Annotated in this window: 24 protein-coding genes; 5 read left to right on the forward strand and 19 right to left on the reverse strand. The window is 39.2% G+C overall.

What is annotated here, in order from left to right; translation table 11 throughout:
- Window positions 1-48 precede the first annotated feature (48 nt).
- The 4 genes from ML543_RS10270 to ML543_RS10285 all read right to left on the reverse strand — a co-directional run bounded on the left by ML543_RS10270 (window position 49) and on the right by ML543_RS10285 (window position 5,167).
- Complete coding sequence (locus tag ML543_RS10270; protein ID WP_243387274.1) at window positions 49-1,491, reverse strand: sucrose-specific PTS transporter subunit IIBC; 1,443 nt, start codon at window positions 1,489-1,491, stop codon at window positions 49-51.
- Between the two features lie 105 nt (window positions 1,492-1,596).
- Window positions 1,597-2,589, reverse strand: coding sequence for a LacI family DNA-binding transcriptional regulator (locus ML543_RS10275; RefSeq protein ID WP_243387275.1), 993 nt, complete (start codon window positions 2,587-2,589; stop codon window positions 1,597-1,599).
- A 242-nt stretch (window positions 2,590-2,831) separates the two neighbouring features.
- On the reverse strand, window positions 2,832-4,058 hold the full coding sequence (locus ML543_RS10280; protein WP_243387276.1) for a DUF418 domain-containing protein: 1,227 nt from the start codon (window positions 4,056-4,058) through the stop codon (window positions 2,832-2,834).
- A 140-nt stretch (window positions 4,059-4,198) separates the two neighbouring features.
- Window positions 4,199-5,167, reverse strand: a complete 969-nt coding sequence (locus tag ML543_RS10285; protein WP_243387277.1) for an L-lactate dehydrogenase — start codon at window positions 5,165-5,167, stop codon at window positions 4,199-4,201.
- A gap of 213 nt (window positions 5,168-5,380) precedes the next feature.
- Here ML543_RS10285 and ML543_RS10290 point away from each other — a divergent pair, with 213 nt between their 5' ends.
- On the forward strand, window positions 5,381-6,313 hold the full coding sequence (locus ML543_RS10290; RefSeq protein WP_243387278.1) for an LCP family glycopolymer transferase: 933 nt from the start codon (window positions 5,381-5,383) through the stop codon (window positions 6,311-6,313).
- A gap of 372 nt (window positions 6,314-6,685) precedes the next feature.
- Here ML543_RS10290 and bioF read toward each other — a convergent pair whose 3' ends face one another.
- From bioF to ML543_RS10325, 7 genes are all read right to left on the reverse strand, one after another.
- Window positions 6,686-7,855 carry an 8-amino-7-oxononanoate synthase gene (gene bioF, locus ML543_RS10295; protein WP_419095371.1) on the reverse strand — a complete coding sequence of 390 codons (1,170 nt, stop codon included), beginning with the start codon at window positions 7,853-7,855 and terminating at the stop codon, window positions 6,686-6,688.
- Window positions 7,842-9,200 carry an adenosylmethionine--8-amino-7-oxononanoate transaminase gene (gene bioA, locus ML543_RS10300; protein WP_419095372.1) on the reverse strand — a complete coding sequence of 453 codons (1,359 nt, stop codon included), beginning with the start codon at window positions 9,198-9,200 and terminating at the stop codon, window positions 7,842-7,844. The genes bioF and bioA overlap by 14 nt, the downstream gene beginning before the upstream one ends.
- Window positions 9,197-9,955, reverse strand: a complete 759-nt coding sequence (locus tag ML543_RS10305; RefSeq protein ID WP_243387279.1) for a 6-carboxyhexanoate--CoA ligase — start codon at window positions 9,953-9,955, stop codon at window positions 9,197-9,199. Before ML543_RS10305 ends, bioA begins: the two co-directional genes overlap by 4 nt.
- A 221-nt stretch (window positions 9,956-10,176) precedes the next feature.
- Window positions 10,177-10,581, reverse strand: a complete 405-nt coding sequence (locus ML543_RS10310; protein ID WP_243387280.1) for an IDEAL domain-containing protein — start codon at window positions 10,579-10,581, stop codon at window positions 10,177-10,179.
- A 15-nt stretch (window positions 10,582-10,596) separates the two neighbouring features.
- Entirely contained in the window at window positions 10,597-11,358 is a 762-nt protein-coding gene (locus ML543_RS10315; RefSeq protein WP_243387281.1) for a hypothetical protein, read from the reverse strand.
- A gap of 12 nt (window positions 11,359-11,370) precedes the next feature.
- Window positions 11,371-11,829 (reverse strand): flavodoxin, encoded by a 459-nt coding sequence (locus tag ML543_RS10320; RefSeq protein WP_243387282.1) that lies wholly within the window; start codon window positions 11,827-11,829, stop codon window positions 11,371-11,373.
- Window positions 11,830-11,945: 116 nt separating this feature from the next.
- Complete coding sequence (locus ML543_RS10325) at window positions 11,946-13,094, reverse strand: GNAT family N-acetyltransferase (protein ID WP_243387283.1); 1,149 nt, start codon at window positions 13,092-13,094, stop codon at window positions 11,946-11,948.
- A gap of 110 nt (window positions 13,095-13,204) precedes the next feature.
- Here ML543_RS10325 and ML543_RS10330 point away from each other — a divergent pair, with 110 nt between their 5' ends.
- A complete protein-coding gene (locus ML543_RS10330; RefSeq protein WP_243387284.1) occupies window positions 13,205-13,531 on the forward strand; it encodes a hypothetical protein in 327 nt (108 codons plus the stop codon).
- Between the two features lie 539 nt (window positions 13,532-14,070).
- Window positions 14,071-14,247 (forward strand): hypothetical protein, encoded by a 177-nt coding sequence (locus tag ML543_RS10335; protein ID WP_243387285.1) that lies wholly within the window; start codon window positions 14,071-14,073, stop codon window positions 14,245-14,247.
- Between the two features lie 21 nt (window positions 14,248-14,268).
- Here the strand turns inward: ML543_RS10335 and ML543_RS10340 are convergent, their stop codons facing one another.
- On the reverse strand, window positions 14,269-15,117 hold the full coding sequence (locus ML543_RS10340; protein ID WP_243387286.1) for a hypothetical protein: 849 nt from the start codon (window positions 15,115-15,117) through the stop codon (window positions 14,269-14,271).
- Window positions 15,118-15,178: 61 nt separating this feature from the next.
- Window positions 15,179-16,963 carry a M3 family oligoendopeptidase gene (locus tag ML543_RS10345; protein ID WP_243387287.1) on the reverse strand — a complete coding sequence of 595 codons (1,785 nt, stop codon included), beginning with the start codon at window positions 16,961-16,963 and terminating at the stop codon, window positions 15,179-15,181.
- Window positions 16,964-17,052: 89 nt separating this feature from the next.
- On the opposite strand from ML543_RS10345, the gene ML543_RS10350 reads away from it, so the two are divergent.
- The gene (locus tag ML543_RS10350; protein ID WP_243387288.1) at window positions 17,053-17,613 is read left to right on the forward strand and encodes a VanZ family protein; all 561 of its coding nucleotides are present in this window, start codon (window positions 17,053-17,055) and stop codon (window positions 17,611-17,613) included.
- Window position 17,614: 1 nt separating this feature from the next.
- Here the strand turns inward: ML543_RS10350 and ML543_RS10355 are convergent, their stop codons facing one another.
- Window positions 17,615-18,166 carry a GNAT family N-acetyltransferase gene (locus tag ML543_RS10355; protein WP_243387289.1) on the reverse strand — a complete coding sequence of 184 codons (552 nt, stop codon included), beginning with the start codon at window positions 18,164-18,166 and terminating at the stop codon, window positions 17,615-17,617.
- 144 nt (window positions 18,167-18,310) lie between these two features.
- Between ML543_RS10355 and ML543_RS10360 the strand changes: the two genes are divergently transcribed.
- Complete coding sequence (locus ML543_RS10360) at window positions 18,311-19,618, forward strand: amidohydrolase family protein (RefSeq protein ID WP_243387290.1); 1,308 nt, start codon at window positions 18,311-18,313, stop codon at window positions 19,616-19,618.
- Window positions 19,619-20,189: 571 nt separating this feature from the next.
- On the opposite strand, the gene ML543_RS10365 is transcribed toward ML543_RS10360, so the two are convergent.
- The 5 genes from ML543_RS10365 to ML543_RS10385 form a co-directional block, all read right to left on the reverse strand.
- Window positions 20,190-21,215 carry a LacI family DNA-binding transcriptional regulator gene (locus ML543_RS10365; RefSeq protein WP_243387291.1) on the reverse strand — a complete coding sequence of 342 codons (1,026 nt, stop codon included), beginning with the start codon at window positions 21,213-21,215 and terminating at the stop codon, window positions 20,190-20,192.
- Between the two features lie 82 nt (window positions 21,216-21,297).
- Window positions 21,298-22,140, reverse strand: coding sequence for a carbohydrate ABC transporter permease (locus ML543_RS10370; RefSeq protein ID WP_243387292.1), 843 nt, complete (start codon window positions 22,138-22,140; stop codon window positions 21,298-21,300).
- A 3-nt stretch (window positions 22,141-22,143) separates the two neighbouring features.
- A complete protein-coding gene (locus tag ML543_RS10375; RefSeq protein ID WP_243387293.1) occupies window positions 22,144-23,106 on the reverse strand; it encodes a carbohydrate ABC transporter permease in 963 nt (320 codons plus the stop codon).
- Window positions 23,107-23,181: 75 nt separating this feature from the next.
- Complete coding sequence (locus ML543_RS10380; RefSeq protein ID WP_243387294.1) at window positions 23,182-24,453, reverse strand: ABC transporter substrate-binding protein; 1,272 nt, start codon at window positions 24,451-24,453, stop codon at window positions 23,182-23,184.
- A gap of 145 nt (window positions 24,454-24,598) precedes the next feature.
- On the reverse strand, window positions 24,599-25,969 hold the full coding sequence (locus tag ML543_RS10385; RefSeq protein WP_243387295.1) for a GH1 family beta-glucosidase: 1,371 nt from the start codon (window positions 25,967-25,969) through the stop codon (window positions 24,599-24,601).
- Between the last annotated feature and the right edge of the window lie 254 nt (window positions 25,970-26,223).

Here is a 26,223-nt window from a genome sequence, read left to right on the forward strand (position 1 = left end):
AAATAGGGGAGAATCTACCTGATTCCCCCTTTTAACGTCATTCATCTATTAAGCTGCTTTTTGAGCTACATTTTCTTTTTTCGCTGCACGTTTAGCTAAAATAACCGTTGTGACAAAGGCAACAACGAAAGAAATAAGCATACCGATAATGTACATTGTGACTGAACCAGCTTTAATGGAAATGATACCAGGTAATCCAGCAGCTCCTAGCGCAATCGCTTTTACTTTAAATAGTGTAATAAATGCTGAAGATACCGCGGCACCTATAATTGCACCGATAAATGGATAGCGAAGCTTTAAGTTAACCCCAAACATAGCAGGCTCTGTAATTCCTAGTAAAGCAGAAATACCTGATGCTGAAGCTAAGCCTTTCATCTTTCCATCACGCGTTAACATAAATACGGCAAGAGTGGCTGCACCTTGTGCCACGTTAGACATCGCCGCAACAGGGAAAATAAATGACCCACCTGTTTTTACAATGTCTGCTAACAATTGAGTTTCAACCGCAATGAAGCTGTGGTGCATACCTGTAATAACAATCGGAGCATAAACGAGACCGAAAATAGCTCCACCAATAAACCCTGTCGTATCATACACCCAAACTAATCCATCTGTTAATAAGTTACCCGCTGAGCGTGTAATTGGTCCTACTGCTGTAAACGTTAAAATACCTGTAATAAAGATGGTTAATAACGGTGTCAATAAATTATCTAAAGCTGATGGGATAAATTTACGTAACGTTTGCTCTGTTTTCGATAAAATGTATGCCGCAACTAATACCGGCAATACTGTCCCTTGATATCCGACCTTTTCGATTTCAAAGCCAAAGATACTCCATACAGGAATTTCTCCATTCGCTAATGCACCACCGTATCCCCAGCCATTTAATAAGTCCGGGTGAACCATTAACATTCCAAGTGTTGCCCCTAAGTACGGGTTACCCCCAAAGCGTTGTGTAGCTGAGAATCCGATTAATATTGGTAGGAAGACGAATGCGGCATTCGCGAACGTATTAATGAGCGCTGCTAAATCAGCCATTTCTGGGTAAGCTTCGACAAGAGATTGCCCTTCGATGAATAAATCTTGAGCCACTAATAAGTTGTTAATTCCCATTAATAAACCGCCAGCTACAATGGCTGGTACAATTGGAACGAAAATGTCCGAAAGAAGTTTCACTAAACGTTGTAATGGATTTAAGTTTTTCGCTCCAGCATCTTTTACGTCTTTCGTTGACATTCCTTCGATCCCTGTCAACTTACTCATTTCATTGAAAACAGTATTTACTGTTCCTGAACCTAAAATAATTTGAAATTGTCCCCCTGTGGAAAACGTGCCTTTGACAATTTCCATATTATCAAGCGCTTCTTGATTTACTTTTCCTTCATCATGTAACACTAGACGTAAGCGAGTAGCACAATGGGCCGCAGCAGAAATGTTTTCTTTTCCGCCAATCGCCTCTAAAATATCCTTCGCAATTTGATCGTATTTCATAGCTTCCTCCTTCATATATATGAGACCGAACGGAACCGGTTCCATTTTATTCGATTGAGGAACCGGTTCCAACCACTAATGTAAGTGGAACCGGTTTCACCGTCATTATAAATGAAATGTCCGAATGCTGTCAACGCTTTCTCGTTCAATTATTTCAAAACTTGAAACGGTAACGAGAGGCACTTCTTTTTCTTTCACGAGGTTTAATATGTTTTGAGCTGCCATCCTCCCTGCTTCCTGATAGAAAAATTTAGCCGTGGTAAGCCCTGGATGAATGATCTCCGTCACATCATACCCCCCAAACCCCGTGATAGAGATATCTTTTGGAACTTTTAATCCTTTTAGTTGAGCGGCACGCAACGCTCCGAGGGCGATATTATCCGTAGCACATACGATAATAGTCGGATTAAACTCAGCGAGAAGCTCTGCAGCTTTATTTTGCGCTTCAAATTTATTGAAGCTCGTCTCAAAAAATCGAACTTCACATTCTTCCTTTTCTATGGCTGCCTTAAACCCTTGCTTTCGTCTTTTACCAACGGCAATATCTTTCTCTGTCACACCTAAATAAGCGATTTTACGATGGCCTTTTTGGAGTACATACTCTCCAATGGCATATGCCGCTTGATAATCATCGTGAAGAATACAATGAACCTCTTTATGTTCTTGCCCGACAAGCAGAATGGGAATGTTCACCTTTTCAAAGGCTTGTAAGTGAGCATCCGTTATTTCCGTTGCTAACATAATGATGCCAGCAACCTTTTGGCTCGCAAAATGATAAATTTGTTCAATTTCTCGCTCTATCTTTTGACTCGTATTCGAGATAATCATTTGATAGTGATGTTCTTTTAAATACTCATCGATTCCCATCAGCGTATGCGACGCCGCATATGAATCTAAGCGAGGGACAATCGTTCCAATGAAGCTTGTTTTTTTCGCCTTTAAGCTTTGGGCAAACGGATTCGGCGTGTACCCCGTTTCATTGATCGCTTGTTCAATCTTTTGCTTCGTCGCTTCACTGACAGATCCCCCATTTAAATAGCGAGAAACAGTACTTTTCGCAACGCCTGCAATTTTGGCGATATCGGCAATCGTCTTCATGAACCCACCTCAACAATTCAATATAAAATAATCATATCGAATCATGTATAAAAGAACAACGTGAAACGAACGAGTTACTATGTGTAGTCTCAAAAGAGCCGCTATCAGAGAAGTTCACTGAAGGACTGCAAGGAGATGAAGAGCTGCAAAAGAAAATCCGGATTCTCCTAAAGACGATGGTGCTTAGCAGAACATCGTGTACAATGCACCTATGAAAACAAAAAACTGACACGAGAAAAGTGTCAGTTCATTTTTTCTACACGTTTTAACGGCTGTACTTCTCCGTAAGTAACCGTTCGCCATACCCATTCTAATGGACCCATTCGATAGTTGCGTAACCAAAGTTTTGAGAGGACAACTTGTAAAATAAAAATGAGAATGGAAATCCAGATACCGAGAAATGGATTTACTTTTCCATATAAACCGAAGCCATAGCTATAAAAAAGAGTGGTACAAATAATCGATTGGAAAATATAATTTGAAAACGCCGTTCTTCCCACTGATGCGAATGGCTTTAACATAAGCTTCCATGCTTGATGGTCAACTAGTAATGCGATTGACATAACATAGACAAGCATAAGAAACGGTCCACCAACCGTTACAAACGATGGTTCATAAGCTGATAACAAGTTAATTGGGAGTCCAATTATAAGGCTAATGACTAATACTCGTTTCATAAGCGAGCGATGTTTGCTTCGATTTTGGAAGATTCGTAGCTTATGAAAGGCTGCCCCAAGTAAAAACATACTAAAATACGGTATCATAAATAACAAATACATCAATGGGTTAAATGGCCACATACCAGAAGCATCCATATAGTAGAGGCGATCGTGTATACGCTGGGCAAAGACCTCCATCACCGTTCCATTTTGATACATATCATAAGCTTGAAGTGCTTCTCTTTCCATCGAAAGGATAAATTCCTCTCCAAACACCTCTTCATTCGAAAACGTCATAGACAATACACCGATTGCTGAAAGGATGAGTGAATAAAGCGCAAAAAGCGAAAGGGCCCAAATGATTAAAGTTTTTGGCTTGCAATGACGAAACAATAATAAAATGAAGCCGAGTACCGCATAGTCCATTAATATATCGCCATCCCAAATAAAAAAAGCATGTATGATACCAAATACCAAAAGCGCTATTAATCTTTTCGTAAAAAGCGGTACAAATGCTAATTCTTTACGTTGTGCTCGTTCCATCATCATGACCATCCCAAAGCCAAATAAAAAAGAAAACATCGTAATAAATTTCCCTTGCACGAACACATCTAACAACCATCGGGTTATATGATCGAGTACATGCCAGCTTTCTTTAATAAAATTGTTATCACTTAAGTACATGATATACATATCTGGGTACGAAAAGTGTGCCATATTGACAAGTAAAATCCCGAATATGGCTATCCCACGAATGATATCAATCAGTTCAAGTCGTTCAGTCTCCTTGATGGGTTGCAGTTTTTCCACGGTCGTCTCCTTTCGAATCAAGTTCGTCAATACTTTAAGCATAAAGCAAAAACTGGTTAAACAGAAGACTATTCAACCAGTTTTTACTATTATATTGATGATGAGCACACGCGATAATCTCCATTTCGAATGAGCATGCATTATTTTGGTTGATGGACATCGGCTAGACGAGGCGCAACAATCTCCTTTAATACTTTTACACTATGCTTAAATTGTTGCTGTTCCGCTTCATTTAAGGCTATCTCAAGCACCTCACGAATCCCACTACGATTAATAATGGCAGGTACCCCAATGTAAATATCTTTTTCTCCATATTCGTCATCCAAATAAGCAGATACGGTTAAAATTGCGTTTTCGTTATGGAGGATGGCTTTCGTAATTCGAACAAGCCCCATGGCAATGCCGTAGTACGTTGCACCTTTTTTCTCAATGATTTGATACGCTGCATCTCTTACATTCATGAAGATCTTCTCCAAATCTTCTTGCTTATATGATGCATTTCGCTTCAAAAATTGATCGACTGGAATGCTTCCAATTTCGGCGTGACTCCATACAGGAAGCTCTGTATCCCCATGCTCTCCGATGATATACGCATGGACATTGTTCGGTGCAACGTCAAAATAGTCGCCTAATAAGTAACGAAACCGTGCAGTGTCTAAAATGGTACCGGAACCTATTACACGCTCTTTCGGCAAGCCACTAAACTTCCAAGTCGCATACGTTAGAATATCAACTGGGTTTGTCGCCACAAGAAAAATTCCGTCAAACCCACTTTCCATAACAGAATGTACGATGGTTTTAAAGATTTGAATATTTTTATCTACAAGATCAATTCTCGTCTCTCCAGGTTTTTGATTCGCTCCAGCACAAATGACCACTAAATCGGCCTCTTTACAATCCGAATAATCACCGTACCAAATATTTGTCGGCTGTGGTGCGAACACTTTTCCGTGATTTAAATCCATGACATCGCCTATTGCTTTACTCTCATGTAAGTCAATGAGTACCAGTTCATCGGAAATCCCTTGATTCATAAGAGCAAACGCATAACTAGACCCTACAAAACCTGTACCAATTACCACTACTCGATTTACATGCTCATTCGCCATTTTTTTCTCATCCTTTCAATCACCGGAATAACTTTGTGAAATTTTTCACATTCTTATATTACTACATGACTATATCATTTCCTACACGTAAAACAAGAAAATCATGTCAATTTTGTTAACACTTATACAACAGATACTTCGGAGATTGTAGAATAGTGTTGAAACTTGATAGATTGCTAGAACGTCAATGTAGGTGAAAGGAGATGTAAGACCATGAGAAGAAGTCGCGAGAGAAAAAAGAAGCGTAGAAAACTTCGCATTCTCTTAACGGTTGTTGCCATTCTATTCCTTGTAGGTGCCGGATATGCGTTTACCGTTTACCAATCTTTTTCAAGTGCACTCAAAAATATGCATGAGGGGATTGATCGACAATCGGACTTGCGTGATAGTTCGATTTCTTTAAGTAAAAAAGACCCCTTTTCGATTCTTTTATTAGGAGTCGACGAACGTGAGAATGATAAAGGTCGTTCGGATACAATGATTGTCATGACGATTAACCCTAACGAGGAATCCGTTCATATGTTAAGTATTCCACGGGATACGCGAGCGGAAATCGTCGGAAATGGAACGATCGAAAAAATTAACCACGCATATGCACGCGGTGGTATTGAAATGTCCATGGCTTCTGTTGAAAATCTGTTAGACATTCCGATTGATCATTATATCCAGGTTAATATGGAAGGATTTGTTGATATAGTCGAGGCGGTCGGTGGAGTCACTGTTGTCAACGATATGGATTTAAACTATCAAGGGTATCATTTCCCAGAAGGAGAACTGAACCTTAATGGGGAAGAAGCACTCGTTTATTCAAGGATTCGAAAAGGAGACCCACGGGGTGATTTCGGACGTCAATTACGACAAAAACAAGTCATATCTGCCGTTATCGATCAAGGTGCCAGCCTATCTTCCCTTTGGAAGTTTGACGGAATCTTTGATGCGCTTGGGGATAATATCAAAACGAGTCTTAGCTTTGAAGAAATGATGGATGTTCAAAAGCATTACCGTTCGGCTGCCTCAAACATTCATCAACACCAGTTTGAAAAGGGAACGAACCAGACCATTGATCGACTATCCTATTATGTAGTAAACGAAGAAGAATTGGCAGAGTACCAAACGATGTTGAAGAAACATTTAGAGCTTGATTAAGACTTAGCCTTTCACTGGAATAAGAAACATACATGATTTTACACTCACACCCCGGACATGAAAATTTATTCTCCCCGGGGTTTTTTCTTTCTACCATCTACCTATCATGATCGATCATTCAGCTCATAGGTAATTTTTATTTTCACAGAAAAAGCACAAGTCCTTAGGCGAAGGGCGCTTTAGGACCTGCGAGGAGGCTTCCGTCGCCACAGCAGGGCCGAAGCGACTTTGATGGCGCTTGGAGCTAGACACCAAAAAAACTGTAAAGAGAATAAACTTAAACTTTCTGTAACAATAAACAAGCCGCCATTCGAGCTTCTTGGCGGCTTGTTATATTGTTTATATTCCCTATTGAATGTCCCTTTCAAAGGATTACTTAGGGGTCGTTACTGTCCGCGCTTTTTCAAATGCTTTAACAATCATCTCAATATGTTCCTCTGTAAAACTAGCCATTACCGTTAATCGAATTCGACTCATTCCTTCAGGTACAGTAGGAGGACGAATAGCTGGTGCAAATACCCCAAACTCTTTTAACTGTTCCGCAAAATGAACAGCTTCTTTCGCTCCACCAATTAAAACAGGAATAATTGGGGTATCCTCCCCCAACACGTGAAAGTCTAAATTCCGCAACTTCTTTCGCAAACTTTTTTGCAATTGATAAAGTCGCCGCCTTCTTTCAGGGTCTTGTTCCATCATTTTGACGGCCCGATTGGCTGCAAAGGCAACTGCCGGTGGCAGACCTGTTTGAAAAATAAAGGTGCGCGCCTTATTCCGTAAGTAATCAATGAGCTGATGACTCCCCACAACAAATCCACCTTCGGCTCCTATCGCTTTACTTAACGTGCCAATCGTCGCATCCACATTCACTCCATAATATTCACACGTCCCTCGTCCACTCTCTCCAAGAACCCCAGTAGCATGTGCGTCATCGACAATTACAAATGCATCGTACTTTTTCGCTAGTTCCACAATATTAGGTAATGGCGCAATGTTCCCATCCATACTAAAAACGCCATCCGTTACAATAAACCGCCGTTTATAAGATTGAGATTCTTTCAACTTGCTTTCTAGATCCTTCATATTCACATGTTGATAAATCATTGTTTTTCCCTTACTTAACCGACACCCATCGATGATGCTGGCATGATTCAATTCATCACTTAAAATACAATCTTCTTTTCCTACTAAACTAGATATAACGCCAACATTTGCTAAATAGCCGCTCGAGAAAAGTAAGCATGCCTCCTCACCTTTAAAACGGGCGATTGATTCTTCTAGCTCAATATGATGATGGGTATTGCCGGTCGTCAGTCTGGAGCCTGTACTGCCGACCCCATATGTTTTGATTGCATCAATCGCTGCTTGCTTTATTCGCTCATCCGCTGCTAGACTCAAGTAATTATTTGAAGCAGCCATCAGATAATGCCGACCATTAATAGTCACGATTGGAGAGGGAGACGATTCCATCGTTTGTAATTGGCGATATTTCCCTTCAGCTTTCAATTGCTCCGTAGCGTCCATCAACCAATCACGGGTATGCAATGGCTTGGGCCTCCTTTGTTGTAACATCTATAATCGCTCTTTTATAAATATCGAGCATTTTTTTTAATTCTTCTTTAGTGCTGACAAGTGGAGGCATAAACACGAGCACATCTCCCATCGGCCTTGTAAGTAATCCAAGCTCTCTCATTTTTAACGTCGTCTTATAGCCGACGCGTCTATCAAATGGAAACGATTCTTTTGTCTTTTTGTCTCGGACAAGTTCGATTCCACACATAAATCCAAGCTGACGAATATCACCTACATGTGGAAGTTCTTTAATTTCTTCTAGTAAAGATTGTACATAGATAGAGTGTTGCTCGACTTTTTCCACAATATGATCGCGCTCAAATAATCGTAAGTTTTCAAGAGCAACAGCGCAGCCAAGCTGATTGCCCGTATAAGAGTGACCGTGGAAGAATGTTTTCATTTCGGTGAAATCAGCGTAAAAAGCTTCATAAATTTTCTCTGTTGCAAATGTAACCGCAATTGGCAAGTATCCTCCTGTTATCCCTTTTCCAGCAGCCATTAAGTCTGGTTCGACACCTTCATGCTCACAAGCAAACATTTTCCCTGTTCGTCCAAAACCAGTCGCTACTTCATCGACAATCATAAGCACATTATATTTTGTACAAAGCTCACGAACACCAGATAAATAGCCTTCTGGCATTAAAATCATTCCACCCGCCCCTTGCATCATCGATTCAATTGACAAGGCCGCGATTTCTTCGTGTTTTTCTTGTAATAGAAGTTCAAGCTCGTTTAAGCATTCATCTCGACAAAGAGCAGCATCCCCCGAATCATGACGGTACACATATGGTACAGGGATTTTATAGCTTTCAAACATAAGCGGACCATAAACTTGATGAAATAGCTCGATTGCCCCTACACTCACTGCACCTATCGTGTCACCGTGATAGCCGTTTTTTATAGAAATAAACTTTCGTTTTTTTGTTTCGCCAAGGTTTTGCCAATATTGAAAAGCCATTTTCAAAGCAATTTCCATTGCTTCTGCACCACTATCCGAATAAAAAACTCTTGTAAGCGAATTAGGTGCAATATGTACAAGTTTTTCAGCCAGCTCCGTTGCCGGCACATTCGTCATCCCAAGCAATGTCGAATGGGCAATTCGTTCAAGTTGAGCAATAATCGCATCGTTTAGCTCCTGCTTTTGATGCCCGTGAACGTTTAACCACACCGAAGAAAAGGCATCATAATATTCCTTTCCGTAAATATCCGTTACTTTTACCCCTTTTCCACTCTCAATAATAAGCGGATTTTCATCATAATCCTTCATTTGCGTAAACGGTAACCAAAGGTATTTTTGACTCTTTTCCACTAAATTCATCCTAATTCCTCCCATCCAATCCACACCGGTTTTTCTTCTAAATAGCGAAGATATGTTTCATCATAATTTTCAACGAATAGGAGTCGTCCCCCTCGTTCATCCCCTCGTTTTTTCATATGAGAAATTCGCTCATACCCAAATGTAGAGCTTGCTACATAGCCAGTTACATAGTCCGGATCATCCGACCAACAGACTTCTGCAACGGTCCATGGATGTGCACAAACTTTCGAAGCGAGAGCGACGGCATCCTTCATCCGCTCCTGTTTTGTTAACCGATGTCGGCTTAACCATTCTTCATAACTTTGTTCTTTCCAAGAAAAGGCTGATACTCGTACTCCTCGATCAAAATTTTTATCCAATCGCTCTCCTGTTTTGGCATCAATTATTAGAGCACCGCGAACATGGGAATGTTCTTCTAATAGTTGAAACGCTTTTTCAATAACGAGATCGTTAATTCCACAGGTTGCTAAACGTTTTTTTGCTAATAAACGTCCCTTTAAAACAGATGGTACGACATAGTGAATGGGCGATAGCGGTGGAACGAAGCTTAATGGGCTCTCGATTACTTCTACCTTCACCTGGAAAAAGTCAGGCATTCCTCTTGAGTGAGCGAAAGCTTTGTCTACGAGCCTATGGATTTGCTTTCTAAGTTCTTCATGAGTAGTGATTAATTCACCTCCTGAAATATGCCTCCCCCCTTCTTCATGTGCGCCTCCTTTAGCTGCACGCATTCGAACATTGAAGAGATTGTCCATCCCCCATTTCACACCTTTCAAATTAAGTAAACTAATTTACTTTTATAGTTAACATATTAGGTACTCATAACAAATCTTGTCAATGAAATTCCCAACTTTTTTTCGCAATCTATGTATACCATCTGAAAAATCAGGCGATAATGGAGCTAGATTCCAAGTATTCCCCCATTCTTCATCACCCGAAAATAATCGGGTGATTTTTTTTTGATACAAAAAAGGTGCTAGAAATGAATTCTAGACACCTTCTTCTCTTGCAATCGTTGCTGCAACTGTTGAATTTGTTTGTACTGCTGAACATACGTCCGGAAATTATCCTCATTCCGCACTTTTAATGCTTCATCAATTTTATACTTTAAATAATTCTCTTTTAATGAAATATCCATAAAGGAGCAAATGCGTTCTTGTAAATAGTAAGATTCAAGATCAGCCAGGGAAATAAAATACTCCTTCTCATTATTTACTTCAACTAAGATGTACGTTCCTAATTCAGGGATATGGCGGTGTTCATCCTTTAAAATAAGCTGATCTCCTGTTTTAAACATAATAACCTCATCTTCATAACAACATGGACAAAAACAATCGATTTGGTGCGTAAACGATGATAAAACAATAAAGTCTGTAAACATACGTAACCCCCTCCTCTAATGATAAAATGGCCGTTCAACTTGAACTTTTTCACACTTTTTCTGAAATGGACATTGCTCACATTGATCGTCGGCTTTCATATAACCAGCAGGGTACTCGACACTTTCCTTTAGCAATTGAAGGTAATCATATCCAGTTGCCACATCCGCTTCACACGGTCTGTAAACATGTTTTCTCCCATTCAAAAGGGAATATACTTCAATTCGTTCAGGTAACTTTTGAAAAGCTTCCAATGAAAATACAGTCATTAAATGATCAAATAACTTGGTGAGCGATTCATCAAAGGACGTAACAAATTTTTTTATCACAAATGCCTCATCTTTCCCTTCTACTACTTCAAATAAAATGGACACTCTTGCTTTAACTTCTTCTATGTAGGTACTCCATTTTTCATATAAAATAATCGGTTCTGTATTCATAGTATCTTGCTTTAAAAAGGCAAGAAGATGATCTGTTATTTTTGCAAGCGCTGTAACATAGTGTACCTTCGATTCAAAGGCATGATACGAAAGGTGTTTCGCATGTTCGTGAATGAGCATAATAAGCTGATGGTTATTTCGTTTATGGCGGGGAAATAAGAAAAATTGGTGAACAACTTTATTAATCAATTGTTGCAACGATTCTTCCCAAGTGATGTGCGCTCGCCCTCTTTCTTTAAGTAAAAATTGATAATAAAAACGCTGTGGACAACGAATGAACGTTTCTAGATGCTGATCAGTCATCGTTTGAATTTGTACTTGTACATCATTTGGATTCAAACGAAACACCTCCTATATAGAAACAAGCTGCATCTTTTGTGCGAATTGTTCCCCAAACATCCGACACACCTCTATCTCTTCTCCCTCTGGAGAAAACTCTATTTTCAACCCTTGTTGAACAATCGTTGCTCCTCGGTCACGTAATTTCATCTCCAATAAATCAACTGCGGCACAAAATTGCGGATACATTGTATCTCCTGAACCGAACGTCGCGCATACCTTTCCTCTTAAATCTAGGTCATTCAATTCTTCATAAAAACCAATAAACTCATCCGGTAACTCCCCATCTCCCCATGTATAAGCACCTAGCAAAATACCGTCGTATTCTGAAAGAAGAGAGAGGGATTCCACTTCAAATAGCTCGAGAACTTCTACTTCTTCCCCTGTCCGCTTGATCCCGTTCACAATCTCTTGAGCGATAGATTCTGTATTCCCACTCATACTTGTATAGATTAGAAGGATTTTCTTCATTGTAAGCACCTCATAATTGAAAAGCATTCTCATTTAATTTCATCATAAATGATATTGATTCTCATTGTCAAATAAAAAATCGAAACCTTTTCATTAAGGTTTCGATCCATTTTCTTTTAAAAGAAGTCATAAAAAAACGATGGACGGTTTGGCACAAGCTTTTCAAGTTCTTTAATCTGGGTTATATCCCCTTTCACTCGCCCCATCCGCTGCATCGTTTGAGGACGCTTGTATCCCAATAAAATAGTTGCTAACGATTGAACAGAAAGATGAATTCCTTCTTTCATACGATCGACCCGTTTTATTTTTTCACCATCTAGTTGAAATGAGTCGTTATTCCAAGGGGCTTGTTCATCCACTAAATGTAGGATAATGGACCTTTCTTGATTAGACCAATCAAACGGGTATTCATGAAGTATTGCTCCGACATCAACAACCCGAGCCATGAAGTATGGCTTCCTCTCTTGCTTTATACGCGGCTCCTCCAATGAAAAGAATAATTCTTCTTGATCGAAAGTCGTCATGTGTACTTCATTTACCATTGAGTCATGTTGACAAATAAAATTCCACAATCCTCTTCTTCCCTCTTCTGAGAGCGCAACAAATTCTTCAACATGCATTTTCGACTTTTCCACATCATACATCATGTACCCACACGCTTGATCTTGTGCATCATAATATACAGCCGCATGATTGCTATACACCTGTTGGAGCCACCATTCTTTATTTCGTACAAGCATACCTGAAAATTGTTCCGCATACGTTTCATACAACTGTTCAATAATGGAGGGATGACTGTCTTTTGTGAAACGTCTGATCGTCCCCTTTACCGATTCCATCGGGACTAAATCCTTTTTCTCTAACTCGCTTTTTAGCAAGTTCGAAAACAATTCCCACCCAAACTTCCGATAAAAAGACACTTCAAATGGATGAAGCATCGAAAGAGAAAACTGATTGTCTTTCATATACTTTAAGGCATGGTGAATCAGTGCTTTCACATACCCTTTTCGTCTAAATTCCGGATACGTTGCAACACTTGCAATTCCCCCAAGCTTCACCTTTTTTGCCCCTAAATAAGTTTCAAATGGAATGATATGTAACTTTGCTGAGAGCTTCCCATCATTAAATATCCCGAAAACAGTATGCGAACGATACATATTGATTCGATCCTGCCGCTCATTTTCAGGCACTTTATATTGGAATGCATATTCTGATAATGCCAAAGCTTCTTCAAACCGTTCTTCCTTTACCTCCACAATTTCCATTGATATCCCTCCCTCTTATACACATTCGTTTTTTATTCAAATTATCCTATAAATATAGGCAGATTTTCGAATGGACTTGCATAAGATTTTTCCAAAGGGTGGTGTAAACGTTGAGGAAAATAGTCAGTCGTATATCTTTTCTTGCTCCCATTGTCATTATTTTTGCTGTCGTAGCTCATATCGATTACGAAATGGTCATGCAGGATGACCGGGTGGTCATCGGAGATATCGACTCCGATTCAACACCTGTTAATACAGAAGAAGAGGAAATTCTCTCCTTTACATTAGAGAAGCGCTTTGAAAAACGTGAACGGGTTGGAGACTATTGGGTTGAAACCTATCGAGAATATGAAGTATATGTGGACAATGAAGGAAATGTCGTCGAAGTTGTCCCTACTTCGACCTTTGATTACATTCGATACTGGGAGAAAGAATAACTAGTAGGCGTGTTTTTCAACAGGGTTGGGTGATAGCTCTAACTACTTGGGCGGTAACCTCGACTACTTGGGTCATTACCTCGTCCACTTGGGCGGTAACCTCAACTACTTGGGCCATTACCTCATCCACTTGGGCGGTAACCTCAACTACTTGGGCCATTACCTCGTCCACTTGGGCGGTAACCTCGACTACTTGGGTCATTACCTCGTCCACTTGGGCGGTAATCTCAACTACTTGGGCCATTACCTCATCCGTTTTAGTAATACCCTCGCCACGTTAGGCAAAAGGTCTGTACTTTTTAAGGTACAGACCTTTTCATTTTTACTACGATTATTTTCCTTCTTTCCATATATCCCGAATTTCATTTGTCCTACTTCTTTCACCAATAGGTTATGCTTTTTCGCTTATTTTTGAAATTCGACAAAACTTTCTGTTTTTTTTACCTGCATTTATGATACACTTTTACACATATTGAATCGATTTGAGTGAAATACTTATTTTGGGATATTTTATACAGATGCAATCAAGAGGTGGTACGATGAATCAAATCGTTAATGTTCTGTTAGTTTTAGTTTCCATTTTAGTTCTCTTCTCTGCTTTACAGGTTCCAACGACCATCCCTGAACTTATTGCATTTGGATTCGGCATTTTTGGATTATTGGCCCTCGTCTATTTATCTGTTCATACGAAACATAAAAACCAGCGGGAGAGGTAACCTCACCCGCCTTTTTCAATTCTAGCGTTCGATTGTTTCGAAAATATAGTGCTTCCTTTGCCTGCAGTGTTCGGCATCTTCATTTGGTTTCGGACATAATGTCATTAAATGAACCTGTTCAGGAATGACCTCCCTTTCAACCTCCGTCATCCCCCCTCTTTCGATTCGATATAAGTCTATATCATTCGTTAACTGAGTTGAAATAGTTCCATCACCATATAAAACATAGTACTCTTCCTCTGTATGAAAATCATTAAAATCAATGGAATCTAGGAAAGACATGAACGCTTTTGTCGAAAGCTTTGTAGAAGAATGAACAGTCCCTACACCGATGCGTTCGCTCCACATTGTTACCTCATTTTCTCCTTCATACTCCATCACATAACGGACATTTTCATGGATATCCAAAAATTCAAAAGTCATCCGGTTAAAATGACCATTCTCCGCCCATTCAATGCCGTAATAGTTTACCTTTATGTTCTCCTCTATTGGCATCTTGTTCTCAAACGCATCATATAACGATGTAAACGACCAATCTTCAAATGTATTCTCCTTCGTTTCAAGCGTTACTGAATGTTCGAACGATAGGTGCTGAACATATTGTATCCCGATAAACAGTAAAAACATTATGAAACCAAATGTTGCGGCATATGTTTTTACTTTCTTATTACACTTAGGTTTTAAAAACCAAAAAATCATATATCCAATTGGAATCGCATACGTCTCTTGTTGAAAAGAGAAGGTTCCTAACAAATAATAGCCAACTAGTTTCCATCCTAAATGACGTTCATCCTCTTCTCGCTTCCGAAATATCCATATAAGACCTATCACCATCATGAGCATGAGAAGAGGTGTAAGGAAGTCATTCATTCAAAGACTTTCCTCCTTTCAAATGAAAAGCCAAGAAGTGAGTTCTTCTTGGCTAACATTTTTATACTAAGTCTTCGGAGAGGGTTAAAAATTCTTCGACTTCTTCAATGGCCATTTTGAGACCATTTTGCCAAAATTCTTTTTTCGTTAAATCCACTTGCAAATGCTTCATCGCTAGATCTTCAACAGTCATTGAACCTGTATCTTTTAATAACGCCATATATTTTTCCTCAAAGCCTTCTCCTTCTTCTACGGCACGTTTATACACACCTAGCGAGAATAAGTACCCGAATGTATACGGGAAGTTATAAAACGGATAATCCGTTATATAGAAGTGAAGCTTTGAAGCCCAGAAATGAGGGTGATATTCTTTCAAGGCACCGCAATAAGCTCTTTCAAGCGCATTCTCCATTAACGTATTGAGACGATCTTTTGACACCCAACCTTTTTTCCGCTCTTCATAAAAGGAAGTCTCAAATATGAAACGTGCATGGATGTTCATAAACATCGCCACACTTAGCTGGAGCTTATCATCTAATAATGCAAGCTTTTCTTCTTTTGAACTCGCTTGTTTTACTGCTGCCGTCGATACAATTAACTCGGCAAAGGTCGATGCCGTTTCCGCAACGTTCATTGCATAGTCACAGTTAAGTGGATGAACTTCTTTCATAGCATAAGAATGAAAAGCGTGCCCTAGCTCATGGGCTAAGGTTGAAACGTTATTCGGCGTGCCTGAGAACGTCATGAATATACGAGACTGCTGACTTACTGGAAAAGACGTACAAAAACCACCTGGCGCTTTTTGTGGACGGTCTTCTGCTTCAATCCATCGTTCTGAAAAAGCACGCTCTGTAAAGTTCGTCAACTGTTCGCCAAACTGACTGAACTGTTTTAATATAAACTCCGCCCCTTCTTGATAAGACACTTTGCTTTCGACTTTGCCAATCGGTGCATCTAAGTCATACCAGTGCAGTCCATCTAACCCTAAAAGCTCTGCTTTTCGGTTTAAATAGCGGACAAATGGTTCTTTATTTTCCTCAATGGCGGACCACATCGCCTCAAGTGTTTCTTTTTTCATTCGGTTTAATTCAAGAGGTTCCTTTAATACATCGTCCCAGCCTCGTTTTTCATAGACTGATAGTCGGAAACCACCTAAATGATTTAGCGTGCGGGCGAATAAATCGGCTTCATTGGCCCAAGCTTTTTCCCATTCTTCAAATACTTTTTTCCGTACATTTCGATCCAAGTCAGAAAATTTATTATACGCTTGTCCGACGGATAACTCTTTTACTTCTTCTCCCTCTTCAACGGGAATCGTTATGCGCGACACAATCGTATCATACATTTGTCCCCAGCTATGGTAGCCATCCACTGCTAATGATTGAATTAACATCTCCTCATCAACAGATAATAACTCTTTTGCTTTTTCTCTTCTTTCATTTAATACAAACTTAATTTCATTTAAAGGTGGCGTATCGATTCCTTCTTCCCATTCGGTATCCGGAATATTTACCATCTGTTGATCAAGCACCGTTAACGCATTGTCAAGCTTCGCGAATAAAGCTGTCAGTTCAATTTCGAGCATCTCCGCTCTTTCATCAGCGGTATTTTGAGCTTTTAAGCAGCTAACGAAAGCACTAGCCTCCACCATTTTCATGCTCACATCTTTATAAACATCAATCACTTCTTGCAACGATTGAATGGATGAAACCGATTGAACATGGGTTTGCAACGTATCTAATTCGGCTTGAATTTGTTTTAGGTAGTTTTCAAATGCTTCGGAAGCACTTCCTCCTTCAAAAAACACATCTAAATCCCACGTTTCTTTAAAAGCTCTACTTTTCATCTAATTCCTCCTTATAAATGGTTGGACAAACAAAAAGAATTTCTATTAAAATACAATACTGTATTTATCTACCTCGAAAGGAGCCTGTTATGCTAGTACCAGATTTTCTTACTATTCTCATCCCTGTCTTCATCTGTTGGATTATCATTCGCCTAATTCTTTCAATTAGTCGAAAGCGAGTGGATTTTCACCTTGAGATGAAGTACAGTCTCTTTTTGTTTTCACTCACCTTTATATATTCGTATACGATTGCTCCATTTCCTTTTTTTATGGAACAATACACCTTTATCGATCTCGAATATGAGATGAAATCTTATAATCTCATTCCATTTAATAGTATTTTCGGATCGCTACAACATTTTTATTTCATGGTTCCCCTCCGCAACATTGGTGGCAACATTCTTTTATTTGTCCCACTAGGGTTATCTCTCGCGTTTCTTCGTCCAACACTTTCGTGGAAGAAGATCGTTTTGTTAGGCCTGATCACTTCCTTGATGGTTGAAATCACTCAATGGTTCATTCCATTTCGTTCATTGGATATTGATGATCTCATTTTAAACACACTCGGAACATTTTTCGGGTATGTTGCCTTTAATATTATAAAATGGATAACAGCCAAGTGGGTTAAACGTAAAGATACAGCCTACTAACCTACCAACTAATCGAGTTGGTGGGTTCCCATTCTTCTCGTAAAATACCCATGCGAATAGAATCATAATATTTTCCGTTATACTTTCTGCATTTGCGTAGTCGCCCTTCCAGCTTCATACCTAATTTTTCAGCGCATTTCATCATCCGCACATTCCCTGACCATGTAGTCAGTCCTACCCGTACAAGAGGCATATCAGTAAATAATTCATCGAACCATTGTAAAAGAGCTTTCGTTCCATATCCACCATTCCAATACTGTGGGTTATAAATAACAATCCCAACTTCAAGCCAATTGGATGGCTTGTGCTCCCAGTAGTAAGACACTGTACCAATCAGTTCACCATCTACTTCGATTCCTTTTTCCATCGGAACTTTCTCTTTTCTCTTCTCGTCCATTTCGTGACAAAATTCCTTAAAAGTTTTTGGCTTTAATGGAAAGTACGGGGCATCCCATTTTTTCCACTCTGGCTGTTCATCGCCATACTTCAATTGATACAAAACTTCATAATCCGATTCTTCTATAGACCGAATTGTCACATCTTTCATCTCCATCACCTACTATATAATGTTCTTTATTCCAGTATTCAACAACACGCTCATCATTTCCTTGTTGTTTACTTTCGTGCAATAATTTGATACTCTAACAGAAATTTATTTGTCGTTAGATGGGGTGCAATTTTAGGAGGAGATGAATAGATGAAAGCATTTCATAATGGTACATTTTTTACAATGAACGAGCAGAACGAAGTAATCTCAAATGGACTGTTACTAGAAGAGAATGGTGAAATCACCTATATGGGGCCTTTTAAAAAGGAACTGTTTCATCAATCTACTGAAAAAGTAAATTTACAGGGAAAATGGGTGATGCCAGGGCTAGTCAATACACACTCGCATATTGTCATGACGATATTGCGTGGAATCGGTGATGATATGTTACTCAAACCTTGGCTGGAAACGAAAATATGGCCTCTTGAAAATAAATTCACACCAGAAATCGGTGTTGCAAGCTCTATACTAGGTGTGCTAGAGATGATAAAGTCCGGTACAACAACATTTAACGATATGTATAATCCAAACAACATTGATCCGGATGCAATTATGGATGCTCTAACCAAAACAGGCATTCGCGGCGCGTTTTCTCATACCATTTTTAGTTTCGGAACGAAAGAAGAGCAACAACAAAATTTACGGGAAGCTGAACGATTCGCTAAAACATATAAATCTTTTGCTGATGGGCGTTTAACGACAATGGTTGCTCCGCATAGCCCATATACATGTACACCTCATGCACTTGAAGAAAGTGCACGAATCGCAAAAGAACATGATTTATTTATTCATATCCACCTGTCTGAAACAGAAGGGGAAGTTGAAACAATCCTCTCCCAGTACGGTGTTCGTCCAGTGGAACATGTGCTCCGCTCCCAAATATTCCATCAGCCAACGCTCATCGCTCATGGAGTTGTTTTAAACGACGAGGAAAGACAGATTTTAAAAGAGTATGATGTACGTGTAGCTCATAATCCAATCAGTAACTTAAAACTTGGATCAGGAATCGCTGATATACCTAAATTGCTAGAGACCGGCATTAAAGTCGGAATTGCTACCGATAGTGTAGCGTCCAACAATAACTTCGATTTATTTGAAGAAGCTAGAACTGCCGCCCTTCTTCAAAAAGGTACGTACAAAGATGCGACAAAAATGGATGCAAAAACTACATTAGCGATGGCCACTCGTATCGGTGCAGAAGCAATTGGAATGAATGGAGTCGGTTCGCTTGAGATTGGTAAACGCGCGGACTTTATAACCATCGATGCTTCATCAAAACCTCATCTCCAGCCTGTTAGCGAAGCCTATTCCCACTTGCTTTATGCGGCGAATGGGCAAGACGTGACCGATGTATACATTGACGGAAAACAAATCGTAAAAGATCGGGAATGTGTAACCATTGATGAAGAAAAAATAATGGCTGAGGTGAATAGATTACAGCAAACGTTAGTAAAATAAAAGCCTTTCTGCTAATAACTTGCAAGCTAAAAGAATGATTGTTCAGAAACACACATGATTTTACACTCGCACCCCGGATATGAAAACTTATTCTCCCCGGGGTTTCCTTTCTACCATCTACCTATCATGATCGATCATTCAGCTCATAGGTAATTTTTATTTTCACAGAAAAAAGCGCCAAGCGCCTGCGAGGAGGCTTCCGTCGCCACAGCAGGGCCGAAGCGACCCGAGCTGACGGCGCTTGGCGCTAGACACCAAAAAACTGAAAAGAGAACACAATAACACTTTATTGAACTTAAACTTTCTGTAACAAATAAAAAAAGCATCTAACCGATGCTTTTTTTGTTCGACTGTTTTCGTTTAAAACCGTTGCTTTTTGGTCATGAAATGATGACTTACTTAAAGTGAAAGACGGCGACTGCCTAGTGACGTACGAACGACTGAGATAAAGAAGATACTGCGAGGAATACGAGCAGATATCGACTTATAGCCAGTTCGCTAGACGGTAGTAGCCGTAACTACCCTTAAGAAATCTTCCGCCTTTCGTATTATAACTAAAATCAACAATCGTTTAGTTCATTTTACTTTCGTGGCTACCACAAGATTCCCGAACAATTAACTCAGGTTCGACCATGACAGCACTCGGTTGAATTTGGTTATTAATCATGTCATGAAGCATGTAAGCGGCCAATCGTCCAATTTTCTTTTTATCTTGATGAACCGAACTTAGGGGTGGATCAGTATAATTACATGCCTCAACATCATCACACCCGACAAGCGCAATATCTTCTGGAATTTTCAAACCATGCTCCTTAATGGCTTTCATCGCTCCAAAGGCCATTAAATCCGATGTCGCAAACACAGCTTGTGGTCTACCTTTTGGTGAACGAAGCATTTGTTTCATTGCTAAATACCCGCTGTCCGTAAAGAAATCACCATTTGTAATCCACTCTTCGGTAACAGAAAGTCCGAACTCTGCCATCGTATTCCGAAAACCTTCTTCACGCATTTGGCCAATTTTTGAACCAGGTAACCCTCCGATAAATCCAATTTCTCGATAACCATTTAAATAAAAATGCTCGACGACTTTAGAGGAAATCTTGTAGTTATCAGTCATGATATAAGCTGATTGATTTCCTTCTAGCTGAATATCTACACCAATACAAGGGATGCTACTTTTATCTAACTCATAAATCGACGGCTGCACTTCTTCTCCACTAATAATAAATACCCCATCTACTTTATGATGCATCGCCCGTTGATAGTAGTCTTCTTTTCCTTTCTCCTGTTCACTCGAAAAGAAAAGAAGATCGTAACCGAGTATTCCAATGGATTTTCGGAAAGCATTCATCACTTCAATAAAGAACGGGTGGTTAAAATCTGCATTAATTTTTCCGGCGTAAATAACACCGATGACATTGGAACGGTAGGAAGCCTCTTTTTGAGCACGAACGGCTGTATATCCCGTTTCCTCCATGATTTTCAATACTTTACGCTTCGTTTCCTCTCCCACGTCTTGATAGTTGTTAATAATTTTCGATACTGTCCCTGGTGAAACACCAGCTAACTTGGCAATATCTTTAATGGTAACTTTCATCTAATCCCTTCTCACATGAATGTACTACTTCTATTATATATTACGTCCAAAATTATTCGAAAGATTCAACCTGTCAGGCAAATTATTGCTTAACAGCTCCTTGAGTTAAGCTTGAAATAAAGAGCTTGTTAAAGATTAAGAAGACTACGATTAAAGGTAAAGTCGACCAGAACGTTCCAGATAAAATCATACCATAATCTTTCACATATGCATCTTGAAGTGTACGAATAGCAATTTGAATCGTATAGTACGCTTCATCTTTTAACACCGTCAACGGCCATAAGAAGTCGTTCCAAATAAACATAAACGTTAAAATTCCTAGTGTTGCAAACGCTGGTAAAATAGAAGGAACAACAATATTCCAGTATATACGGAATAGTCCACATCCATCCATTTTTGCTGCTTCAATGAGCTCATCAGGAATTGCTTCTTTTATATATTGACGCATCCAGAAGATCCCAAACGGATTAATAAGACCCGGAATAATGATAGCTTTTAAATCATTTAACCAACCAAGCTTCGTAATAATAAAATATTGTGGAATTAATCCTAATTGCGGCGGAATCATCATAGTAACTAGGATGATGATAAACAGCTTATCGCGCCCTTTAAACTGAAGCTTCGCAAATGCAAAACCAGCAAGAGAACAAATAAACAATACTCCAATTGTTGTAACGGATGCAACGATAAAAGAATTCGTCATCGCTCCGAAGAAATCAATATTTGCTAACACATTTTGAAAGTTTTCAACCAACTTATCACCTGGTACAATCGCTGGTGGTGTTTGGTTTATGACATGGTTCGGATTGGTCGCCATAACAAACATCCAGTACAGCGGGAAAACCGATAATAAAGCACCTACAATTAGCCCAACGTATACGAGAATTTTATTTAACGAGCTTTTTTTCTTGCTTAATGTCGTCATTTCCTATCCCCTCATTTTCTTCTGCTTTTTTTTAGACTTATCTACCCGATTAGACATCCATACATTAATGACTGAAAAGACCATGATGAGAAGAAATAGGGCTACAGCTGTAGCAGAAGCAGTTCCAAATGCATTATTGGAAAACGCTTCTCTCCATAAATAAAGAACAATCGTTATACCTTCTTCTCGAAAACTGCTACCAGCGAAAATTAACGGCTCTGCAAAGATTTGTAGAGAACCAATCGTTGCTGTAAAAACTACGAAGATAATAATCGGTTTTAACATCGGGACTGTAATATACACGAATTGTTGCCATTTCTTCGCTCCGTCAATTTCAGCTGCTTCATATAAGTCTTTCGGGATACTTTGAAGTCCTGCTAAGAAAATGATGGAATTATACCCAACCCATCTCCAGAAGATCATCGTCGCAATGGCAATTTTCACACCCCATTCGGATGTTTGCCAGTTTACAGGAGAAAAGCCGAAAAGACCTAAAGTCGCATTGACTAATCCCCCTTCTTGTTCACTAAAAATGACGGTAAATACGATTGCAACCGCAACAATCGACGTAACATTTGGTACGAAATAAGCTACTCGAAACACACTTTTTAATTTTACTAATGCTGAATTTAAGACAACCGCCAAAATAAGTGCAACAACCAGCTGAGGTGCCGTCCCCATTAATCCAATAACAATGGTGTTATAAATCGATTTCCAAAAGATCGGATCTTGAAAAATAAATACAAAGTTTTGCAACCCGACAAAGGTCATTTCCCCGAAACCATTCCACTTTTGGAATGCTAAATAAAAACTAAAGACCATTGGAAATGCGCCAAAGACCGCAAATAAAAGAAAAAACGGAGAGATGAATAAGTAACCAGCTAGTGATGTTTTTTGATCTTCACTTAGCTTTTTTCGCTTTTGCTTATGGACGCTTAACTCTTTATTCTCACTATGGGATAACATCTTTTTCCCCTCCAAAGAAATCCTTATTTAAAGAAGGGAATATTCCGCTAGGCAATATTCCCTTTGTCTTTATCCTTATTGACGTTCAAGTTGACGCTTGATTCGTTTAATCGCTTCATCCCACTCTTTTTCTGGGTCTGCCTTTTTCTTCGATACATTTGTTAAGGCGTTAACAATTTCTGTTTGAACAGTTTGATAGTTTTTCCCCATGTAAACAGTCTTAACTTGTTGAGCGGATTCAGCGAATACTTCCGCTGTGTTCATACCGCCAAAGTACTCATCACTATACTCTTTAAAGCTCGGCTCGTCATAAATAGAAGGGGTAGATGGGAATAATCCCATATCTTCAAAAGATTTTAATTGTTGTTCTGGTGCTAAAAGCCATTCAATAAACTTGTACGCTTCTTCCGGATGTTTTGACTCTTTCGGAATCGTTAAGTAAGAACCGCCCCAGTTCCCTGCGCCATTTGGCATGCTTGTAATCATCCATTTACCTGAAGAATTAGGAGCATTTCCTTTCACAACCCCTTGCATCCAAGCTGGAGCAAGCATTGTTGCATAGCTTCCATCTTCCATAGCTCCTCCCCATTCAGGAGTCCATAGACCGTTATTACCTACATATCCTTTTTGAATTAAGTCAACCGTGTAATCATAAGCTTCTTTAATGTAAGGCTCATTTTCAATAATAAGCTCATCTTCTTCATTAAAGTATTGCATCGGCGCTTGATCTCGAAGCGCATTGTAAATTAACTCATAGTTATCCGCGATTGGCTTGCCTGTTTTCTCTTTAATTAATTTTGCTACTTCCGCATAAGCATTCCAGTCAGGGATTAACTCTTTCACACTTTCAGGGTCCGTTGCTAGACCTGCTTCTTCAAATACATCGACACGATAAAACATTGCTGTTGGACCGATATCTGTCGGTAAACCAAATAAGAAAGATCCGTCTGTATTTTCACCGATACGCCATTTCCAGTCTAAATAATCACCTTTAACTTCCTCAGCACCATAATCATATAGATTGTAGAAACGATCTTGAGCTTCTCTAAAGCGCTCAATGTTGTTAACCTCAATCATCGCAATGTCTGGAGCACCGCTTCCTGCTGATAATGAAGTAAATAATGCATTATGATGATCATCAAATTGTGTTGACTGAATTTTAATTTCAACATTCGGATTTTCTTTTTTATATTCTTCTACTAGTTTTTCATAACCTGTGCTTCCAAACACCCACATATCAAGTTTGACTTTTCCATCTGAACTACTATCATCATTCGCTTGATTGCTACATGCCGCCATCGTAAAAACGAGTAATAGTGATAACACCATTGCGAATCGACGCTTCATACATAGTTCCCCCTTTTCATTCTTTACGTTCTCATAACCGATTCGATATAATAACATTAGTTTTCTTTGTAATAGCGTGACCAATCCGCCAAGATTCTACCGCTATTTCAAAGAAAACTTTTTTCTTTCTTAGCCCCCTCTATCCTCACCTCCTTAACAATTCTTCACTCATTTTGAAACCATTGTTTTGGATCGTTTCCTTATACCAGTGAGCACTCTTTTTCGGAATTCGTTCTAACGTCTCGTAATCTACATATACAATTCCAAATCGCTTGTCATATCCAAATGCCCACTCGAAGTTATCAAATAAAGACCAAACATAGTAGCCTTTTAAATTTACTCCTTGTTGAATAGCTTTGTGGCTTGCTGCTAAGTGATCGCGAATATAATCAACACGGTTGTCATCTTCTACTGTGCCTTCACTATTTAATCCATCCTTAAATGCAGCACCATTTTCCGTAATGTATAAAGGAATATCTCCGTAGTCCTTTTTCAAACGTAGCATGAGGTCGTATAAACCATTTGCATCGATTTCCCAACCCATATCTGTTACAGGTTTTCCTGTACTTACATGTTCAAAGTCGATCGGTGCTGTTTCACCTTTTTTCCAATCTTTTAACATGGAAATGGTATAGTAATTAAATCCAAAGAAATCAATAGGCTGATTAATAGTTTCAAGATCTCCAGCTTGATATACATCCGGTAAATAGTCTTCGTATGCCGTTAACATATCTTTCGGATACTGCCCTTTAAACAGTGGATCTAAGAACCAACGATTCATAAATCCATCAAACTTAGAAGCTGCATCGACCGATTTAGGATCTTCTGGATTTTCTGCATACGCTTGTGTCAAGTTCAACGTAATACCGATTTCTCCATCCTTCGGTCCAAACTCACGGAATGATTTCACTGCTTCGCCATGAGATAGTAATACGTGATGAGACGCCTTTAAAAAGGAAGTGAAGTTTTGAATTCCAGGAGCATGCTCTCCATTTCCGTAACCTAAGTATGTTACTACCCACGGTTCGTTATGTGTGATCCACTTCTTCACAACGTCTCCTAAATTCTCGTATAGATAAATGGAAAACTCGTTAAAGTAGTTGACGATATCTCGGTTCTCCCAACCACCTTTTTCTTGTAAAGCTTGTGGCAAGTCCCAATGATAAATCGTTAACATCGGATCAATCCCGTTTTCTAATAAACGGTCCACGAGACGTTTGTAGAAATCCAACCCTTTTTCATTAAATTTTCCCGGCACGTCCGAGTATAGCCGAGCCCAGCTTGTCGAAAAGCGATACGATTGCAGATTAAGCGCTTTCATTAATGCGACATCATCACCGAATTTATTGTAATGATCGATTGCGATGTCACCGTTATCTCCATTGGCAACCTTCCCCGGAATGCGACTAAAATGATCCCAAATTGAATAAATTTTATCTTCACCGGTCGCTGTACCTTCTATTTGATAGGAAGACGTAGCAGCGCCCCAAATGAACCCTTCAGGAAAACGAAGCATTCTTAATTCTCCTCTCTTCCGAAAAATTTCGTAAAATTAATTTAGGTAATTTATAATTTTCGTAATTTTATAGTACCAACCCACTCTTATTTAGTCAATACTAATCTAAAAATATATAAAAATAATGTTTTTCATGCAAATATAATAAAATATTAACGAAACTTTTCGTGGTTAATTGTACGAAACTTTCTAAATCACTATCATTCCACTCTTTACTAGATCCACCTTACAACCAAAGGATTACTATGTAGTTT

Origin of the sequence: Bacillus kexueae (genome assembly GCF_022809095.1) — a bacterium.
GTDB lineage: Bacteria > Bacillota > Bacilli > Bacillales > Aeribacillaceae > Bacillus_BZ > Bacillus_BZ kexueae.

What these genes read in the sequence shown, in the direction of transcription:
- ML543_RS10375 (WP_243387293.1), bottom strand. Translation starts at nt 23,106, where the DNA reads ATGTTATCCCATAGTGAGAATAAAGAGTTAAGCGTCCATAAGCAAAAG.
- ML543_RS10305 (WP_243387279.1), bottom strand. Translation starts at nt 9,955, where the DNA reads ATGGACAATCTCTTCAATGTTCGAATGCGTGCAGCTAAAGGAGGCGCA.
- ML543_RS10335 (WP_243387285.1), top strand. Translation starts at nt 14,071, where the DNA reads ATGAATCAAATCGTTAATGTTCTGTTAGTTTTAGTTTCCATTTTAGTT.
- ML543_RS10310 (WP_243387280.1), bottom strand. Translation starts at nt 10,581, where the DNA reads ATGTTTACAGACTTTATTGTTTTATCATCGTTTACGCACCAAATCGAT.
- ML543_RS10275 (WP_243387275.1), bottom strand. Translation starts at nt 2,589, where the DNA reads ATGAAGACGATTGCCGATATCGCCAAAATTGCAGGCGTTGCGAAAAGT.
- ML543_RS10350 (WP_243387288.1), top strand. Translation starts at nt 17,053, where the DNA reads ATGCTAGTACCAGATTTTCTTACTATTCTCATCCCTGTCTTCATCTGT.
- ML543_RS10325 (WP_243387283.1), bottom strand. Translation starts at nt 13,094, where the DNA reads ATGGAAATTGTGGAGGTAAAGGAAGAACGGTTTGAAGAAGCTTTGGCA.
- ML543_RS10320 (WP_243387282.1), bottom strand. Translation starts at nt 11,829, where the DNA reads ATGAAGAAAATCCTTCTAATCTATACAAGTATGAGTGGGAATACAGAA.
- ML543_RS10380 (WP_243387294.1), bottom strand. Translation starts at nt 24,453, where the DNA reads ATGAAGCGTCGATTCGCAATGGTGTTATCACTATTACTCGTTTTTACG.
- ML543_RS10290 (WP_243387278.1), top strand. Translation starts at nt 5,381, where the DNA reads ATGAGAAGAAGTCGCGAGAGAAAAAAGAAGCGTAGAAAACTTCGCATT.
- ML543_RS10365 (WP_243387291.1), bottom strand. Translation starts at nt 21,215, where the DNA reads ATGAAAGTTACCATTAAAGATATTGCCAAGTTAGCTGGTGTTTCACCA.
- ML543_RS10340 (WP_243387286.1), bottom strand. Translation starts at nt 15,117, where the DNA reads ATGAATGACTTCCTTACACCTCTTCTCATGCTCATGATGGTGATAGGT.
- ML543_RS10370 (WP_243387292.1), bottom strand. Translation starts at nt 22,140, where the DNA reads ATGACGACATTAAGCAAGAAAAAAAGCTCGTTAAATAAAATTCTCGTA.
- ML543_RS10285 (WP_243387277.1), bottom strand. Translation starts at nt 5,167, where the DNA reads ATGGCGAATGAGCATGTAAATCGAGTAGTGGTAATTGGTACAGGTTTT.
- ML543_RS10360 (WP_243387290.1), top strand. Translation starts at nt 18,311, where the DNA reads ATGAAAGCATTTCATAATGGTACATTTTTTACAATGAACGAGCAGAAC.
- ML543_RS10345 (WP_243387287.1), bottom strand. Translation starts at nt 16,963, where the DNA reads ATGAAAAGTAGAGCTTTTAAAGAAACGTGGGATTTAGATGTGTTTTTT.
- ML543_RS10385 (WP_243387295.1), bottom strand. Translation starts at nt 25,969, where the DNA reads ATGCTTCGTTTTCCTGAAGGGTTCATTTGGGGCGCTGCTACGTCTTCC.
- bioA (WP_419095372.1), bottom strand. Translation starts at nt 9,200, where the DNA reads ATGAATTTAGTGGAAAAGAGTCAAAAATACCTTTGGTTACCGTTTACG.
- ML543_RS10355 (WP_243387289.1), bottom strand. Translation starts at nt 18,166, where the DNA reads ATGGAGATGAAAGATGTGACAATTCGGTCTATAGAAGAATCGGATTAT.
- ML543_RS10270 (WP_243387274.1), bottom strand. Translation starts at nt 1,491, where the DNA reads ATGAAATACGATCAAATTGCGAAGGATATTTTAGAGGCGATTGGCGGA.